This window comes from Streptomyces sp. SCSIO 75703 (assembly GCF_036607905.1).
Classification (GTDB): domain Bacteria; phylum Actinomycetota; class Actinomycetes; order Streptomycetales; family Streptomycetaceae; genus Streptomyces.
Map to the genome: position 1 here is coordinate 3640700 of NZ_CP144555.1, position 15747 is coordinate 3656446.

General features: G+C 68.7%; 12 protein-coding genes and 2 pseudogenes. 7 read left to right on the forward strand and 7 right to left on the reverse strand.

From position 1 onward, the window contains the following. Positions 1-120 precede the first annotated feature (120 nt). The gene (locus VM636_RS15910) at positions 121-2514 is read left to right on the forward strand and encodes an excinuclease ABC subunit UvrA (RefSeq protein ID WP_053913085.1); all 2394 of its coding nucleotides are present in this window, start codon (positions 121-123) and stop codon (positions 2512-2514) included. A gap of 15 nt (positions 2515-2529) precedes the next feature. Here the strand turns inward: VM636_RS15910 and VM636_RS15915 are convergent, their stop codons facing one another. Next, positions 2530-2949: an ArsI/CadI family heavy metal resistance metalloenzyme gene (locus tag VM636_RS15915; RefSeq protein WP_030423229.1), complete on the reverse strand. Its 420-nt coding sequence runs from the start codon at positions 2947-2949 to the stop codon at positions 2530-2532. A 78-nt stretch (positions 2950-3027) separates the two neighbouring features. On the opposite strand from VM636_RS15915, the gene VM636_RS15920 reads away from it, so the two are divergent. Next, positions 3028-3420, forward strand: coding sequence for a metalloregulator ArsR/SmtB family transcription factor (locus tag VM636_RS15920; protein WP_053913086.1), 393 nt, complete (start codon positions 3028-3030; stop codon positions 3418-3420). 22 nt (positions 3421-3442) lie between these two features. Here VM636_RS15920 and VM636_RS15925 read toward each other — a convergent pair whose 3' ends face one another. Continuing rightward, positions 3443-4336 (reverse strand): phosphorothioated DNA-binding restriction endonuclease, encoded by an 894-nt coding sequence (locus VM636_RS15925; RefSeq protein WP_338484917.1) that lies wholly within the window; start codon positions 4334-4336, stop codon positions 3443-3445. Positions 4337-4428: 92 nt separating this feature from the next. On the opposite strand from VM636_RS15925, the pseudogene VM636_RS15930 reads away from it, so the two are divergent. Further along, positions 4429-7098, forward strand: a pseudogene (locus VM636_RS15930) (putative adhesin); the annotation flags it as partial. 10 nt (positions 7099-7108) lie between these two features. Continuing rightward, on the forward strand, positions 7109-7528 hold the full coding sequence (locus VM636_RS15935; RefSeq protein WP_030423225.1) for a hypothetical protein: 420 nt from the start codon (positions 7109-7111) through the stop codon (positions 7526-7528). A 337-nt stretch (positions 7529-7865) separates the two neighbouring features. Here VM636_RS15935 and VM636_RS15940 read toward each other — a convergent pair whose 3' ends face one another. Together VM636_RS15940 and VM636_RS15945 are read right to left on the reverse strand one after the other, a co-directional pair. Beyond that, positions 7866-8606: a methyltransferase domain-containing protein gene (locus VM636_RS15940; protein ID WP_053913088.1), complete on the reverse strand. Its 741-nt coding sequence runs from the start codon at positions 8604-8606 to the stop codon at positions 7866-7868. A 63-nt stretch (positions 8607-8669) separates the two neighbouring features. Then, positions 8670-9422: pseudogene (locus tag VM636_RS15945) on the reverse strand (hypothetical protein); the annotation flags it as partial. 153 nt (positions 9423-9575) lie between these two features. Here VM636_RS15945 and VM636_RS15950 point away from each other — a divergent pair. Beyond that, complete coding sequence (locus tag VM636_RS15950; RefSeq protein WP_338484920.1) at positions 9576-10640, forward strand: hypothetical protein; 1065 nt, start codon at positions 9576-9578, stop codon at positions 10638-10640. Positions 10641-10754: 114 nt separating this feature from the next. On the opposite strand, the gene VM636_RS15955 is transcribed toward VM636_RS15950, so the two are convergent. After that, positions 10755-11678 carry an IS3 family transposase gene (locus tag VM636_RS15955; protein WP_338484633.1) on the reverse strand — a complete coding sequence of 308 codons (924 nt, stop codon included), beginning with the start codon at positions 11676-11678 and terminating at the stop codon, positions 10755-10757. Then, positions 11675-11983 carry a transposase gene (locus VM636_RS15960; protein ID WP_030423472.1) on the reverse strand — a complete coding sequence of 103 codons (309 nt, stop codon included), beginning with the start codon at positions 11981-11983 and terminating at the stop codon, positions 11675-11677. The genes VM636_RS15955 and VM636_RS15960 overlap by 4 nt, the downstream gene beginning before the upstream one ends. 344 nt (positions 11984-12327) lie before the next feature. Between VM636_RS15960 and dcm the strand changes: the two genes are divergently transcribed. Then, positions 12328-13509, forward strand: a complete 1182-nt coding sequence (gene dcm / locus VM636_RS15965) for a DNA (cytosine-5-)-methyltransferase (protein ID WP_053914687.1) — start codon at positions 12328-12330, stop codon at positions 13507-13509. A gap of 158 nt (positions 13510-13667) precedes the next feature. Then, complete coding sequence (locus tag VM636_RS15970) at positions 13668-14501, forward strand: hypothetical protein (RefSeq protein WP_159042147.1); 834 nt, start codon at positions 13668-13670, stop codon at positions 14499-14501. 91 nt (positions 14502-14592) lie between these two features. Here the strand turns inward: VM636_RS15970 and VM636_RS15975 are convergent, their stop codons facing one another. Continuing rightward, positions 14593-15513 carry a DUF4238 domain-containing protein gene (locus VM636_RS15975; protein ID WP_078962834.1) on the reverse strand — a complete coding sequence of 307 codons (921 nt, stop codon included), beginning with the start codon at positions 15511-15513 and terminating at the stop codon, positions 14593-14595. Positions 15514-15747: the final 234 nt, after the last annotated feature.

Sequence of the window (15747 nt, forward strand, 5' to 3'; positions counted from 1 at the left end):
ACCGGTTCCCCGGCGGGCGGGCCGTGCGCGGCGAAGCGGAAATATGCTCCAAGCCGGTCGCACCGAGCCGGGCGACGCCGACGGGGCCGCGCGGACGGCCCGCCCACGGACGGAGACACCATGAGCAAGGCCACCGGTCAGGACGCGCGGGCCTCCCAGGCGCGGCACCCCGCCGACCGCCACGAGCTGATCCGCGTGCACGGCGCCCGGGAGAACAACCTCAAGGACGTCAGCGTCGAACTGCCCAAACGCCGGCTGACCGTCTTCACCGGCGTCTCCGGCTCCGGCAAGAGCTCCCTGGTGTTCGACACCATCGCCGCCGAGTCCCAGCGGCTGATCAACGAGACGTACAGCGCGTTCGTCCAGGGCTTCATGCCCGCCCTGAACCGCCCCGAGGTCGACGTCCTGGACGGGCTGACGACCGCGATCACCGTCGACCAGCAGCGGCTCGGCGCCGACCCGCGCTCCACCGTGGGCACCGCCACCGACGCCAACGCGATGCTGCGCATCCTCTTCAGCCGGCTCGGCGAACCGCACATCGGCTCGCCCAAGGCGTTCTCCTTCAACGTCGCCTCCGTCAGCGGCGCCGGCGCGGTCACCGTGGAACGCGGCGGGCGCACGGTGAAGGAGCGCCGCGCCTTCACCGTCACCGGCGGCATGTGCCCGCGCTGCGAGGGCCGCGGCACCGTCAACGACCTGGACCTGGGCCAGCTCTTCGACGACTCCCGCTCGCTGGCCGAGGGGGCGCTCACCATCCCCGGCTACAAGCCCGGCGGCTGGAACTACCGCATGTACACCGAGTCCGGCCTCGTCGACCCCGACAAGCCGATCCGCGCGTACACCAGGCGGGAACTGGACGACTTCCTCCACCGCGAGCCGACCCGGATGAAGATCGCGGGCATCAACATGACCTACGAGGGGCTGGTCACCCGCATCCGCAAGTCGATGCTGTCCAAGGACCGGGAGGCGATGCAGCCGCACATCCGCGAGTTCGTGGACCGGGCGATCACCTTCACCACCTGCCCCGACTGCGCCGGCACCCGCCTCAACGAGGGCGCCCGCTCCTCCACGATCAAGGGCGTCTCCATCGCCGACGCCTGCGCGATGCAGATCAGCGACCTCGCCGAGTGGGTGCGCGGGCTCGACGAGCCGTCGGTGGCGCCGCTGCTCGCGGCGGTACGGGACACCCTCGACTCCTTCGTGGAGATCGGCCTCGGCTACCTCTCGCTCGACCGCCCCTCGGGCACGCTGTCCGGCGGCGAGGCCCAGCGCGTCAAGATGATCCGCCACCTCGGCTCCTCGCTCACCGACACCACGTACGTCTTCGACGAGCCGACCATCGGCCTGCACCCGCACGACATCCGGCGGATGAACGGTCTGCTGCTGCGGCTGCGCGACAAGGGCAACACGGTGCTGGTCGTCGAGCACAAGCCGGAGACGATCGCCATCGCCGACCACGTGGTGGACCTCGGCCCCGGGGCCGGTACGGCGGGCGGCACCGTCTGCTTCGAGGGCACCGTCGAGGGGCTGCGGGCCTCGGGCACCCTCACCGGCCGCCACCTCGACGACCGGGCGTCCCTGAAGAAGGAGGTGCGCACGCCCACCGGCGCGCTGGAGATCCGGGGCGCGACGGCGCACAACCTGCGCGAGGTCGACGTGGACATCCCGCTCGGGGTGCTGGTCGTGGTCACCGGGGTGGCCGGGTCCGGCAAGAGTTCCCTCGTGCACGGCTCGATCCCGGCCGGAGCGGACGTGGTCTCGGTCGACCAGGGCGCGATCCGCGGCTCGCGGCGGAGCAACCCCGCCACCTACACGGGGCTGCTCGACCCGATCCGCAAGGCGTTCGCCAAGGCCAACGGCGTGAAGCCCGCGCTGTTCAGCGCCAACTCCGAGGGCGCCTGCCCCACCTGCAACGGCGCCGGCGTCGTCTACACCGACCTGGCGATCATGGCCGGTGTGGCGACGACCTGCGAGGACTGCGAGGGGAAGCGGTTCCAGGCGTCGGTGCTGGAGTACCACCTCGGCGGCAAGGACATCAGCGAGGTGCTGGCGATGCCGGTGGCCGAGGCTGCCGAGTTCTTCGGGGCGGGCGAGGCCCGGACCCCGGCCGCCCACCGCGTCCTCGGCCGCCTCGCCGACGTGGGCCTCGGCTACCTCACCCTCGGTCAGCCGCTCACCACCCTGTCCGGCGGCGAACGCCAGCGGCTGAAGCTCGCCACCCACATGGCCGACAAGGGCGGCGTCTACGTCCTCGACGAGCCGACCGCGGGCCTCCACCTCGCCGACGTGGAGCTGCTGCTCGGGCTCCTCGACCGGCTGGTCGACGCCGGCAAGTCGGTCATCGTCGTGGAGCACCACCAGGCGGTCATGGCCCACGCCGACTGGATCATCGACCTGGGGCCGGGCGCGGGGCACGACGGAGGCCGTGTCGTCTTCGAGGGCACCCCGGCCGATCTGGTCGCCGCCCGCACGACGCTGACGGGGGAGCACCTGGCGGAGTACGTCGGGCGGTGAGGCCCCGGCCGGCGATCAGGCGGGGGCCCCGCAGCAGCCCGGCGCCGCGGCGGTCCGCGCCCCGTCGTCGGCGTCGGCCTTGACGACGTAGACCTCCCAGGGCTCGCGGCCGGGTCCGTGCACCCAGACCTTGTCCTGGAGGGCGTGGCAGCAGGTGGTGTCGGGCTCCTCGACGGTGGCGAGCCCGGCGGCGGCGAGCCGTGCGGTGGCAGCGGTGACCTCCTCGGTGGAGGCGACCTCGACGCCGAGGTGGTCGAGGCGGGTCTCCCGTCCGGGTTCGCCCTCGATCAGGACGAGCTTGAGCGGCGGTTCGGCGACGGCGAAGTTGGCGTAGCCGGGACGGCGCTTGGCCGGGGCGGCGCCGAAGAGGCGGGAGTAGAAGGCGATCGACGCCTCCAGGTCGCTGACGCGCAGGGCGAGTTGCACGCGGGACATGGCGGGCTCCTGTCGGCTGCATAGATGACTGTCGATTCAAGGTTGCGCCTCTGTATCGACGGATGTCAACATAGAGGAATGTCTCATCAGAGCGCCGGCGCGCCGGCGGGCGTTCACGCACCGGGAGCCGCGACCGCCGCCTGCTGCCCGGGACTGCTGACCGCGCCGCTGGGCGAGGACCGGGCCGCCGGTCTGGCCCGGGTCTTCAAGGCCCTGGGCGACCCGGTCCGGCTGCGCCTGCTGTCACTGATCGCCTCCCGGTCCGGCGGCGAGGTCTGCGTGTGCGATCTGACGCCCGCCTTCGACCTCTCCCAGCCGACCGTCTCCCACCACCTCAGGCTCCTGCGCGAGTCCGGCCTCATCACCAGTGAACGCCGCGGGACCTGGGTCTACTACCGCCTCGTCCCCGAGACCACCGACCACCTGGCCCACCTCCTCACCCGCCCGGCACCCCCGCCCCGGCAGGCGTGACGGACCCGGACGGCACCGCCGGTCAGGCGACCGGGGCGGTCCGCGGGTCGCCCCGGAAGACCTGGGCCCAGTGCCAGGACCGGTGCGCCTCGGCGACCGTCGGGGCGCCCGGCTGCGGCCCGGTCAGCGGGCGTCCGGCGAGTTCCGTCACGTGCGCGCGGGCCACCGGGCCGCGGCCGACGAAGTGCTGCGAGACCAGGACGCGGTGGCCGTCGCCGACACCGAGGACGCCCTTGTCGAAGAGCTTGTGGTGCAGGGAGCACAGGCACAGGCCGTTCTCCACCTCGTCGGGGCCGTCGAACGCCCACCAGCGCACGTGCGCGGCCTCCAGCCCGACCGGCAGGGCGCCGAGGCAGCCGTCGTACCCGCAGAAGGCGCACCGGTACTCGTAGGCCGTCAGCACCTTCTCCCGCATCGCCGGGTCCCGCCGCCTGCGTGCGGTGGCGATTCGCGGGGTCTCGGCCGGCTCCAGCTCCAGCCCGACGGCCTCGCACAGGTCGCCGTGGAGCGACGGCGGGAAGTGCAGGTCGAGCAGGACCCGCGCCATCCGGGCGAGGAGCGACGGCTCGCGCCGCAACGCCGCCCGCAGCTCCGGCGACAGCCGCCCCGCGGCACCGCTCGCCCGCAGCTCGGTCACCCCGGTCCCCGGACTGCCTGCCCCGTGCCGCGTGCGCACCTCCCACACGCCGTCGCCGACCAGGTGGTGGAAGGGGTACGCGGGTGTCGTCCGGTGGGGCGGTCCGTACTCGGCCAGCAGCGCCTGAAGATCCCTCTCCACCGCGGTGTACGCCAACTCCCCGTCGCCGTCCCGCTGGAACCGCCCGAGCGCGTACAGCAGCAACAGCGGCTTGTGCGGCGCACGGACCCCGTTCCGGCTCCACTGCCGCAACGTCGCCATCCGCTCCACCCACCCCATGCCGCCGAGCGTAGCGGGGGAGGCCGGCACGGCGGAGACGCCGGGCGCGGTACGGCGGGCCTGCCGCGCCCCGGGGGCCGCGACGAGCCGCGACCAGCAGCACCAGTCAGCTGGGCAAGACCACCACCTACACCTACGACGCCGACGGCAACCTGCTCAGCCGCACCTCCCCGCTCGGCCACAAGACGAGCTGGACCTACGACGCCGACGGCCGCCGGGCCACCGCAGTCGACCCACGCGGCAACGCCACCGGCGCAGACCCCGCCCAGTACACGACCGCCTATGGCTACGACCCGGCCGGTAACCCGACCACGGTCACCGACCCGCTGGGCGGCGTGACCACCACCGCCTACGACGCGGCGGGCAACCTCGTCAAGCAGACGGACGCCGACAAGCGCGCCACCGTCTACGGCTACGACAAGCTGGACCGGCTGACCGAGGTCACCGCCCCCGGCGGCGCGGTTACCACCTACGGCCACGACAAGGCCGGAAACGTCACCGAGCGCACCGACGCCAACGGTCACGTCACCACGTACGGCTACGACGCGGCCCGCCGCCTCACCGCGGTCACCGACCCGCTGAAGCGGGAGACGGCCTACGCATATGACGCCGACGGCAACCTCGCCAAGAAGACCACACCCCGCGGCTCCACCGGCTACGCCTACGACCCGCGCGGCCTGCTCACCAAGGTCGACTACTCCGACTCCACCCCCGACGCGACGTTCGGCTATGACGACGCCGGCCGCATGACCGCCCGCGCCAATTCGAAGATCTCCGAGGACTTCGTCTACGACGCTGTCGGCAACCTCACCAAGACCCGTGGCTTCGCCTACACCTACGACGCCGCCGGGCAGATGCTCACCCGCAAGTACTCCGACGGCAACACGATCACGTACACGTACGACAACGACGGCCGCACCGCCACGATGCTGGCCGACGGCAAGACCACCACGTACACCTGGGACCCGGCAGGCAACCTCACCAGGTCCGCGTTGCCCAACACCGAGACCGAGGACCGCGCCTACGACCGCGCGGGCCGCCTCACCGCCGTCACCTCCGCCAAGGCGAGCACCACCGTCACCAAGACCGCGCTGACGCTGTCCGCGGCGGGCCTGCCCACCCGCGTCGACGTCACCCGGGCCGGTGTCGGCACCGGCGGCTACGACCTCACCTACGACACCGCCGGCCGCCTCACCTCGGGCTGTTTCCCGCAGCCCTGGGTCGCCGGCTGCGCCGCGAGCCGCACCACGTCCTACACCTACGACAAGGTCGGCAACCGCCTGGCCTCCACCCTCGGCACCGCCTCGACCAGCTACGCCTACGACGCGGCCGACCAGCTCACCTCGACCACCACCGGCACCACGACCACCGCCTACGACCACGACGCCGAGGGCAACCGGACCAAGAAGGGCGCCGACACCTACACCTACGACCTGGCCGGGCAGATCTCCGCCGCCACCGTCGGCGGCAGCAGCTACACCTACGACCACGACGCCGGCGGCAATCAGGTCGTCGCCGCCAAGGACGGCACGGTCACCCACCGTACCCAGTGGGACCCCAACGCCCCGCTGCCGATCCTGGCCACCGAATACGACAGCGCCTGGACCATCAAGCAGTCCTTCCGCTACGACCCCCTCGGCCAGCCCACCGCCACCAAGACCGGCGCCGGGACGCTCTTCTACTATCACCACGACACCCAGGGCTCACCGGTCGATGTCACCGGCAGCACCGGCACCCTCCACCAGCGCTGGGCCTACGACCCGTTCGGCACCCGCATCCTGAACACCACCACCGGCGGCGCGCCCGCGAGCACCCCGTCGTACACCGGCGCCCGCCACGAGACCACCACCGGAAACCTCGACCTCCACGCCCGCCAGTACGACACCGCCACCGGCCGCTTCACCCGGCCCGACCCGGCAACCCGCGCCCAGACGACCCCGTACCTCTCGCCCTACGCCTACGCCGACAACGTTCCCACGCTCCTGACCGACCCCAGCGGTCTGACCCCCGACGACCCGAACAACGACCGGGTCGACAGTTTCGGGGAGGGTCTGAAGATCTTCGGCGAAGGCTTTCTGGAAGGGCTGAAGCTGCCCTTCGAGTTCCTTGGCGACGCCTACGACGCCGTCACCGGCCAGAACGGCGGCGGCGGCGCCTTCGTCGACAAGTACCTCCCCATCCGCCCCGCCTACCGTCTCTACCGCGCCGAATACATGCTCCGCCAGCAGGGCTGCGACGCACTCGCCGACCTGTACGCCGAGGCTGCCGAAGAACTGACCCAGCAGATCGCCCTCGTGGGGATCGGCGGCCTGACAGGGTGGCGGCGGACGGCTGTGACGCCCGAGGTACGCGGACACGACATCCCCACGCACGGCAAGGGCGTCGGCCCGGCCGCCGAGCGGCTCCCTGGCGGACGCCCTGACGGCCAAGCCGTCATCGCAGGCCACGGCTGGTACGTCCGTGGCACCGGCGACATGCAAATGCCGAGCGGCACCTGGGGCTACTTCTACGTGGAGGACGGTATAGGTCTTCGCCAGTCCGTCGGGCTCGCGGTCGAACAGGGCAAGAAAATCAAGCCCACAGAGATCGTCGGTCCCGGTAAGACGCTTCCCGACTACACCGTGGCTCCGGGCCACGACCTTAGAATGATGAACGGCTCGATCACGGTGAGCAAGGACACGCTGCTCAGTGAGATCCTCAAACCCAACATGGGCCCGGTACACCTGGCAATCTGCCGGAAGCACTGCGACCCTCGTCGTTGAGGAGCGAGGCATGACCTACTACCCAGACCTGACCCGTTACTCCTACGACGAGTCGGACCAGGAAATGCTCAACGTCGGCTGGCTGACGCCGGAGCACGACTACCGCACAGGAGTCGTGGATGAGCGCGTAGTGGGCGCGTTGAAGGTCCTCAGCGCTGCCTACGACAACCAGATGCGCGGCGTCCATCACTGTGAGTTCTGCGACATCGACCGCCCCGTCGTCCTCGGCGGCCCCGCCAGGGACACCGAGGTGTGGCTCGGATCCGCGGAGATTCGGGTGCAGGGAGCCGACGGCACGCTTTACGCGGCGCCGAACCTGGTGATCCACTACATGACGGCGCACCATTACTGCCCACCCGAGGAGTTCTGCCGCGCGGCGGCACGGACGGCGGGGATCGAAACGGCCGGAGAGCTGACCCTGGCCGATTGATCCGCGTCGGATCGTGGCCTCCGGCACCTGCGGAAAGGCCACGATCCGACGGCGGGCTCTGTGCGGCCCGCCGGGCACGGCGGCAGTACTACGGCCGGTTCCAAGGCGCCAGGGCGGTCGCGTCCACGCGATCCGCGCAGCCTCGAGGCGACAGGCAGTGCCTCGCTCAGCGAGACAGCTGCGGATGTCGTCGGTGGTGACTGGTGGCGGGGAGGCGGTGGTGCAGGCCACGGTGCTGTGGACGCGGTGGGTGTCGGGGCGCCAGGGCGTAGGCGGAGGCCCGCGAGTCCGGAGCGGCTATGGGGGGGCGTCCCGGGCTCGCGGACTGCTTGAGGGGCTACTTCGTGGCGACGACGTAGACGCTGCCCCAGCGGCGCTTCGGGTTGGCCATGGTGGGGTCGAAGGTCCAGGGCACGACGGTGGTGAAGCCGGCCTCGGTGAAGAGCTGGACGAGCTTCTCGTGGTCGTAGGCCCACAGATGCGGCGTGTACGTGGGGTCGTCGTCCTGGTCGCGGAAGACGAGGTTGACGAGGTCGAGCCGGGTGTTGATGTCGCTGCGGCAGTCGCGCTTGGCGTACCAGCGCTTGATCGTCTCGTCGCAGGTGTCCAGGGGGCCGGGGTACTGGCTCAGGGCGAAGGCGGAGTCGGGAACACCGGTGATGATCCGGCCGCCCGGCACGAGGGCGCGGTGGGCCTCGCGAATGTAGTGCTTGGCCGAGCGCGGGTAGTCGATGTGCTCCAGGAAGTGCTCGGAGAAGATCTCCTCGGTGCTGTCGTCCTGGAGGGGGATGCCCTCGCGGATGTCCCAGAGGAGGTCGGCCGGCGGGACGAGGTCGATGTTGAAGAAGCCGTCGATGCGGTGGGCTCCGCCGCCGATCTGGACCTTGGCGGGCTTGTCTTCGATCCGGCCGTTGGGCCAGGCGCGCCGACTGGCGTGGTGGTAGCGGTGGAGCTCGATCTCCTTGGCAGCGGCCCGGAGGGTGCGGGCGAGGCCGTGGGTGGTGGCGGGGTCGGCGAGGACGGAGGCGATCTGCTCGTCGAGGAGGTCGACGACGGAGGGCATGCCGGAGGGACTCATCACGGATCTCCTGCGTGTGAGGTTGCTCGGGGTGGGGTGGGCTGCGGATGGCTGCAGCGGTGATCAGGCGGCGCTGGGCGCGGGGGCAGTCCACTGGTTGTTGCGCATCAGCGTGTACTTGATGTCCACCAGCCGCGGGACGATAGTCAGCGAGAGCTCCTCGGCCGGATGGAGGTGGCCGGTGTCGTCCTGCTCGGCGCGCCAGACGCGGTAGTCGAGGTTGGGGTAGGCCGGGTTGATGCCGATCTCACCCTTGGGCATCGTGCCGTTGAACGGGGCGACGATGTCCATGTGGTTCCAGTAGTTCCAGGCTTGCAGTGCCTTGTGCTGGTCGAAGTAGAAGTAGAAGTCGGGGTAGCGGCCGAAGGTGCGCAGCTCCCGGTGGATGAGGTGGCCCAGGAGCGGTCCGAGCTGGGTGGCCAAGGAGTCGAACTCCCAGCGGGTGTGGTGCCAGGCTTCGGGGGCGTCGCCGGGTGCGAAGAGACGAGCCGCGACGAGGTAGCTGACCCGTTCGACCAGGTACGCGCTGGCGTGGTTGGCGTCGATGGTCGGGTCGACTCGGTGGATGAGCGCGGCCAGCTGCTTCGGGCGGGGACGGAATCTTGCGAGGTCGAACTTGCCAGCCATGGCGGGGAAGGCAGCGAACAGCAGCTCCTTGTACAGCCAGTTGTTCAGCTCGCCGAGCTCGGCCAGGCGCCGGGTGTGGTGGGAGGTCGAGTGGAGCATCAGGTATTCGGCGACCGCTTCGAAGTACAGGTAGCCGAGGATCGGCAGGCGGGGGATCGTCTCGTCGAGCAGCCTCAGGAACGGCGCAGCCTGACGCAGCCAGACCTGGGGGTCCGCGGCTACTCCGGTCTGCTCGAAGAGATCATGACCAGCGTCTCCGAGCGGAACCCTCAGTTGCTGGAGTGCCTCGCACACAAGGCGGGGAAGCCTTGCGCGTCCGAGGCGGGCGGGAAGTCTCCGTGGATGTTCATCCGCCGAGGCCGGGTCGGTGGCCGGCGACCGCTCGTCGCCTCGCACCTGCCGATCACTCGCAAGGCGACCCCGGCGGAGAGTGCTCAGCACAAGGCCACCAAGGAGAGGGTGGTAGAGACCGCCGCGCGGCACGGGCTGGATTCCGAGGCCGAGGTGCCCGTGGCCAACCGGCGGAGCGTCTCGGACGCAGTTGTCACCGGTCCCGGCGGTCTCAGGATCGGCTGGGAGATCCAGTACCACCACCTCAGCCCCAGCAGTGTGCACCGGCGCTCGGTCAACGCCGTGGAGCACGGCATCACTCCGCTGTGGGTGGCGAAGGACCGGACGGCTTCCCTGATCGACCGGGCACCCTGGGCGCGGGTCGACGACATGCCGTGGAAGGACATCGCCGACGGCAAGGAGATGGTGATCCGCGGCGGGTACCGACACCTCGAAGTCTGGAAGTGCGTACCGAGCAGCGAGCGCCACTGCCTCATCAGTGAGGGTGCCAGCTATTGTGACGCGATTCACGCGGACTGGTTTGTGCCCGCGCTGTGTCTGCCGGAGCGGAAGCCCGTCCACATCGAGGACCTGGTCCTGCAGAGCGCGACGGGCGAGAGCGTCCCGGTCTACGTGCCCAGTCGAGGGAACGGCCGCGCCGGCCGTCACATGTGGGTGTCGGCCGACGACCGTGCTCTGTGGCAGGAGCTCATCGGTGAGAAGGCCCCGCTCCCCACGGCCCCGGCCGAAGACGAGGACGACGTGATCACCTTCGCCGAGCAGGAGATCGACCGCACCTGCCGAGCGGGAGAGGATGGCTGGTTCGTCAGCGACGGCCGACCCCTTCGTGATCTCGATCAACCGACCGGCGGCTTCACGCTGCCACGCATGCCGGTCCAGCGCTCCCGCGACCCGATGCGGATCACTGATGTCGAGCGGGCTGCCGCCTCCGCCGCACTGGGATGCCCGCCATGGGAGCTCGGGCTGTGTGCGGGCTGCGGTCAGCTGATGCGGCGATACGGCCGGAACGCCGCCATGTACTGCAACGTGTGCCGGGCCGCCCTCAACGGGCGGTAACCGCAACTGAGACCAAAAATGAGACCATCAACGTCGTAGGGCCCCGCTGCGAACAGCGGGGCCCTACGACATCGTGCCCGGTGTGAGGTTCCCCCGTTGCTCGGGAGGGGCTGATCAGCTGGTCAGAGCGGGTTGGCGGGGTTTCAGGTTCGCTCGTTCGGACGCTGCCTGCTCGGCGTAGTGCTTCTCTTCGAACTCGACGGGGCTGAGGTAGCCGAGGCGTTTCTGGATGCGCCGACTGTTGTAGAACCCGTCGATGTACTCGAAGAGCGCGAGGTTCGCCTCGGCCCGGGTGGCGAAGGTGCGGCCGCGGAGGCCCTCGGTCTTGATGAGCATCCAGAGGTTCTCCGCGAGGGCGTTGTCGTACGAGTCCCCGACGGAGCCCATGGATGCCTCAATTCCTGCCCGCACCAAGCGTGTTGTGAGCTTCACGGACGTGTACTGACAGCCGTGGTCCGCATGGTGAATCAGCTGGCCGGGTTCGACCTCCCGGGACGCGAGGGCGTACTCGAGGGTGGCCAGCACGAGGTCGGCGTCCGCGTGGGCGGAGGCCTCCCAGGCCACCACCCGGCGGGAGAACGCGTCCCTGATCGCCGACAGCCACAAGGGCCCCTCAAGGGTCGAGATCATGGTGAGGTCGGTGACCCACAGCCGGTTCGGCCTGTCGGCGGTGAAGTCGCGCCTGACCAAATCCGGGGCGAGGTCGGCGTCCCGGTCGCGGCGGGTGAAGCCCTTGCCCGTCCGGCGGGGACTGATCCCGGCGAGGCCGGCTTCGCGCATGAGCCGTTCAACTCGTTTGCGGCCGACGTGGACGCCTTCGCGTTTCAGGACAGCGTGCACGCGGGGCGAGCCGTAGATTCCGCCGGAGTCGGTGTGGATCTGCTGGATCTGCCTGGTCAGCTCGGTGTCCCGGCGGTGCCGTTCGCACGGCTCCTTCTTCGCCCGGCGCCAGCGGTAGTAGGTGGAGGAGGGGATGTGCAGTTCCCGGAGGGTGGGCTCGACCTCCAGGTTCTCGTGCTCGTCGAGGAGCGCGGTCACCTGGGCCGGGTCGGGTCGAGCTGTGCCGCGAAAAAAGCCGAGGCCGTCCGCAGGATCTCGTTCGACCGCTTGAGCTGGGTGTTCTCCTTGCGCAGCGCGGTCAGCTCGGCGCGTTCGTCGCTGGTGAGCAGGTCGTCGCGTTCGCCGGCGTCGGCCTCGGCCTGGCGGATCCAGCCGCGCAGGGCCTCGTGATGGACACCGAGTTCCTCGGCCATGCGGCGGATCACGGGCTTCGGCTCCGCGGTGCGGTACATCCGCACCGCGCGCTCACGCAACTCCAGTGGGTATTTCCTCGGGGCAGGCATCAGCAGGGCTCCTCTCTGTGAGTCCTACCTGACCTGCTGTCACCATTCTCCGCATCTCGGGGGAACCTCAGTGAGGCACTGGCGGAGGATAAGGGATTCGAACCCTTGAGGGGTTGCCCCCAACACGCTTTCCAACTGTCCGCGTGACCGTACAGCGGTGTTCGCAGGGGTTCGCGCGGCAGGTCAGAGGAGGTGCACGGACGGCGGTGAACCGTGGCGGCCGTCGGTGCACTGGACAAAGACGAGGACAAGAACCGGTGCCGCGCACACACCTCCATGGCTCGGCACTCGGTGCGCAGGAGAAACTGTGCTCGCACACGAAGGGACGTGGGATCATCGTCACCATGCCAAGCCCGGACGCCGCCACTCGAACACTGACCGTTGCTGGGCTATTCGCTGGCATCGGCGGAGTCGAGCTCGGGCTCAAGGCGGCAGGCATGCAGACCAAGCTGCTCTGCGAGTGGTGGGAGCCCGCCCAGGCCGTCCTGCAGCAGCAGTTTCCGGGCATCCCACTGCACGACGACATCCAGACCCTGCCAGCGCTTCCCGATGTGGACGTGGTGACGGCCGGTTTCCCCTGCACGGACCTGTCACAGGCCGGACGGACGGCTGGCATCCATGGGGAAGCGTCTGGGATGGTCAAACACCTCATCAAGCTCCTAGGCGACGCCTCACCGCAGTGGGTGGTCATCGAGAACGTACGAAACATGCTGGCGCTGGACCGCGGCACAGCCATGGAGTACCTGGTTGGCGAGTTCGAGCGGCTCGGCTACACATGGGCGTACCGACTCGTTGACTCCCGCTTCACAGGCGTACCGCAGCGACGTCAGCGCGTGATCTTCGTCGCTTCCCGTACGGAAGATCCCTGCTCGGTGCTCTTCGCGGATGACGCAGGGGAACGCGCTGAGAGCGACTACCGCGAGGACGCTTTCGGGTTCTACTGGACCGAAGGCAACACCGGCCTGGGTTGGGCGCAGGACGCGCTCCCCACCCTCAAGGGGGGGTCGGGCCTCGGCATCCCGTCGGCGCCGGCCATGTGGGTACGCGAGGCCGAGCCGGGGCGGGCCATCCTGACGCCGAGAATTGAGGACGCCGAAGCGTTGCAAGGCTTCCCTCGAGGCTGGACTGAGCCTGCGCTTAGCAAGGCGAAGCCTGGCGTCAGGTGGAAGCTGGTAGGTAACGCCGTCACCGTCGGCGTCTCCGAGTGGCTGGGGCGCCGGCTAGTCGACCCCGGCACGTACGACGACTCAAGCCAGGAACTACTGGTGAAGGGGATGCGCTGGCCCACGGCTGCCTGGGGCAGCGCGAGCCAGCGATGGTCCGTCCCCATGAGCTTGTGGCCTGAGACCCACAGGTATCAGCACCTTTTGGACGTGATCGACGTGGACGAGGCTGCTCCACTGAGCCTTCGTGCCACAACAGGCTTCCACGGCCGACTCCTCAGGAGTCGACTCCGCTACCCACAAGCCTTCTCGGATGCGCTCAAGCTGCATGCAGAGCAGATGTCCAGCCCTGTGCCTGCCTAGCAGAGCAGCCCAAACGAGGGCTCAGGGCTCATCCCGCCGTTCTTCGTCTGAGCGGTGGGATGAGCACTGGAGGACGAGCCGTGTGATCGGCGGTCCGCTGATGAGGCGTCAGTGGCAGGCCGGGGGGAGCGATAGGGTGCCCCCGAAAGGGGTGGGTCTTGGAAGCCGTCGACATTCTCACAAGGAGCCTCAGTAAGGCCGTTCCCATCAATGGCCAGATGCTCCAGTACCACGGTCGCAGCGACCGGCACGGCCAGCTCATCTGCTGGGGAATCCTCTTCGACCTGATGCTGACGAGTGACTTGCTGCGCTGGCACGTGGAGTCAGGCAAGGTGGTCTTCGGCATCAATCACACGCTGAGGAGCTTCTCACCGGAGAAGAAGAAGCGCCTCGACTTGGTGCTTTGCCGTCCGAAGGCCGGCGCCCCTGTCCCGAGGAGGCCCCAAACCCTCCACACGCTCGTGGACAAGCACGGCATCGAGCTCACTCCCAGACAGTGGGGGCTGCTGCAGGACTTGCCTGTGATCACAGAGGGGCCGGTCGGCAGCGTCCTTGTGGCGCTTGAGGCGAAGGCGTGCATGACCGAGCACATCAAGGCGCTCCCGCGACTCTACGACGAGCTGAACTCAAGCCATCAAATCGTGCATGGCCACTCAAGCCAGGCTCTCTCGATCGGCTTCTTCATGGTCAATGCGGCTGAAGAGTTCTATAGCCCGACGAACACGGCGAAACCGGGACCAAATAAGCACAGGCAGCCCCACGCGCTGAGGAGAGCAGTCGCACAGGTCACTGATCTCCCTCGCCGTAGCCATCACAGCTCCCAGGGCTTTGACGGGTTGGGGATCGTGGTGGTGGACATGGTCAACGACGGCGTTAGTCCATGCACGCTGGTTACGGCCCCTCCGGCTCCTGCGGAGGACGATGTCCTGCATTACGACTCGATGGTGCAGCGCATGGCCCACGAGTACGACACCCGCTTCTCCATGATCTGACGCATCGAGCCGTACCGTGTCGTCGGCAAGCCGACGACACGGCCTCGCATGAGGTGCGCCAGGCCACGCACATGGGCGGGGCTGACTAGGCTTACGCGGTGATTCCAGGCTTGTACCCATGAAGGAACGCTGGCGCGACCAGTTGTTGCCGCTCCAGCAGGCCAGGGAGCTCTCGTGCGAGCTTGGGGTGGGTTTGCTTCCAGTGACGGGAGTGCGCTACAAACTCCCGGCTGTTGAACACGGTGAATCGGTTGATGGCGGCCACATTCAGGTGGGACACCTCATTCGGATCACGGGAAATGACGAGGGCGAGGCTGCGGCCGAGCGGCACAGTGATTCGCCGGAAATTGGTGAAGCCGATGCCAACGCCGTGATCGAAGAAGCCAGCAGGTATGCCCGTCGGTGGGGTGCCCACGATTCCTGACATGCACAGAGGGTTGTCACTGACGATCAGGCCGCCCCCACGCGGCCTGTAGCAGGCCCAGTGCATATCCCTGGACAGCAGGACCGCCACGAGGTGGTTCCACTGGTCCTTGTAGTGGGCGTCCTCGTCGTTGCGCGCCTTCCACGGCCAGATCACTGACTGGGCAATGAGCCCCATCATGCTGGACTGAACTTCTTTCTCGGTCAGTCCGTAGTCGTTGGCGCCTACGGATTGACTGACTACGTGTCGTAGGAAGCGGCTGCGCTGCCATTGCAGGGCGAGTAGCCACGCCAAAGCCTCCCGGGCATGCTCAGGCACGGCACGTTCACGGCGTTGCACGAGCTCCTTGACCACGGTGGCGGCCTGTCCTTCGATGTCGCCCATGGCGGCTTCCATCGATGAGTGGTCCGGTTCTTGTCCAGGCTGGTAGATCGAATGCCCGTACTTGCGCTGACCTATCTCCTTTACATTCCTATGAAAGGCACGTCCGCTGACCCATTGGTGCACGTATAGTTGCCCGCCTTGTTCCGCGAAGTACTTAAGCAGGAACTGGGGGACGAAGTGGTGGTTCACAGGGTGCGACGGCATGGGGTGACTGTAGCGGTGCCGAGCAGGGAGGGAGGCGGGGCTATGGAACGGATTTTCAAGACCACCCGGATCTGATCGACCGAATGCGACTTGACCTGCGCGAGCGCCCCATCAGCGAGTGCCGCCTAATCCAAGTGGGCCAGAGGTTGGCCGCGCCGCAATGAGGCAACATGGCCAACCCCGCCAGCATCCGACCAGCCCGGGGCTACGACCTCTTCGTCCCGAAGCAACTCG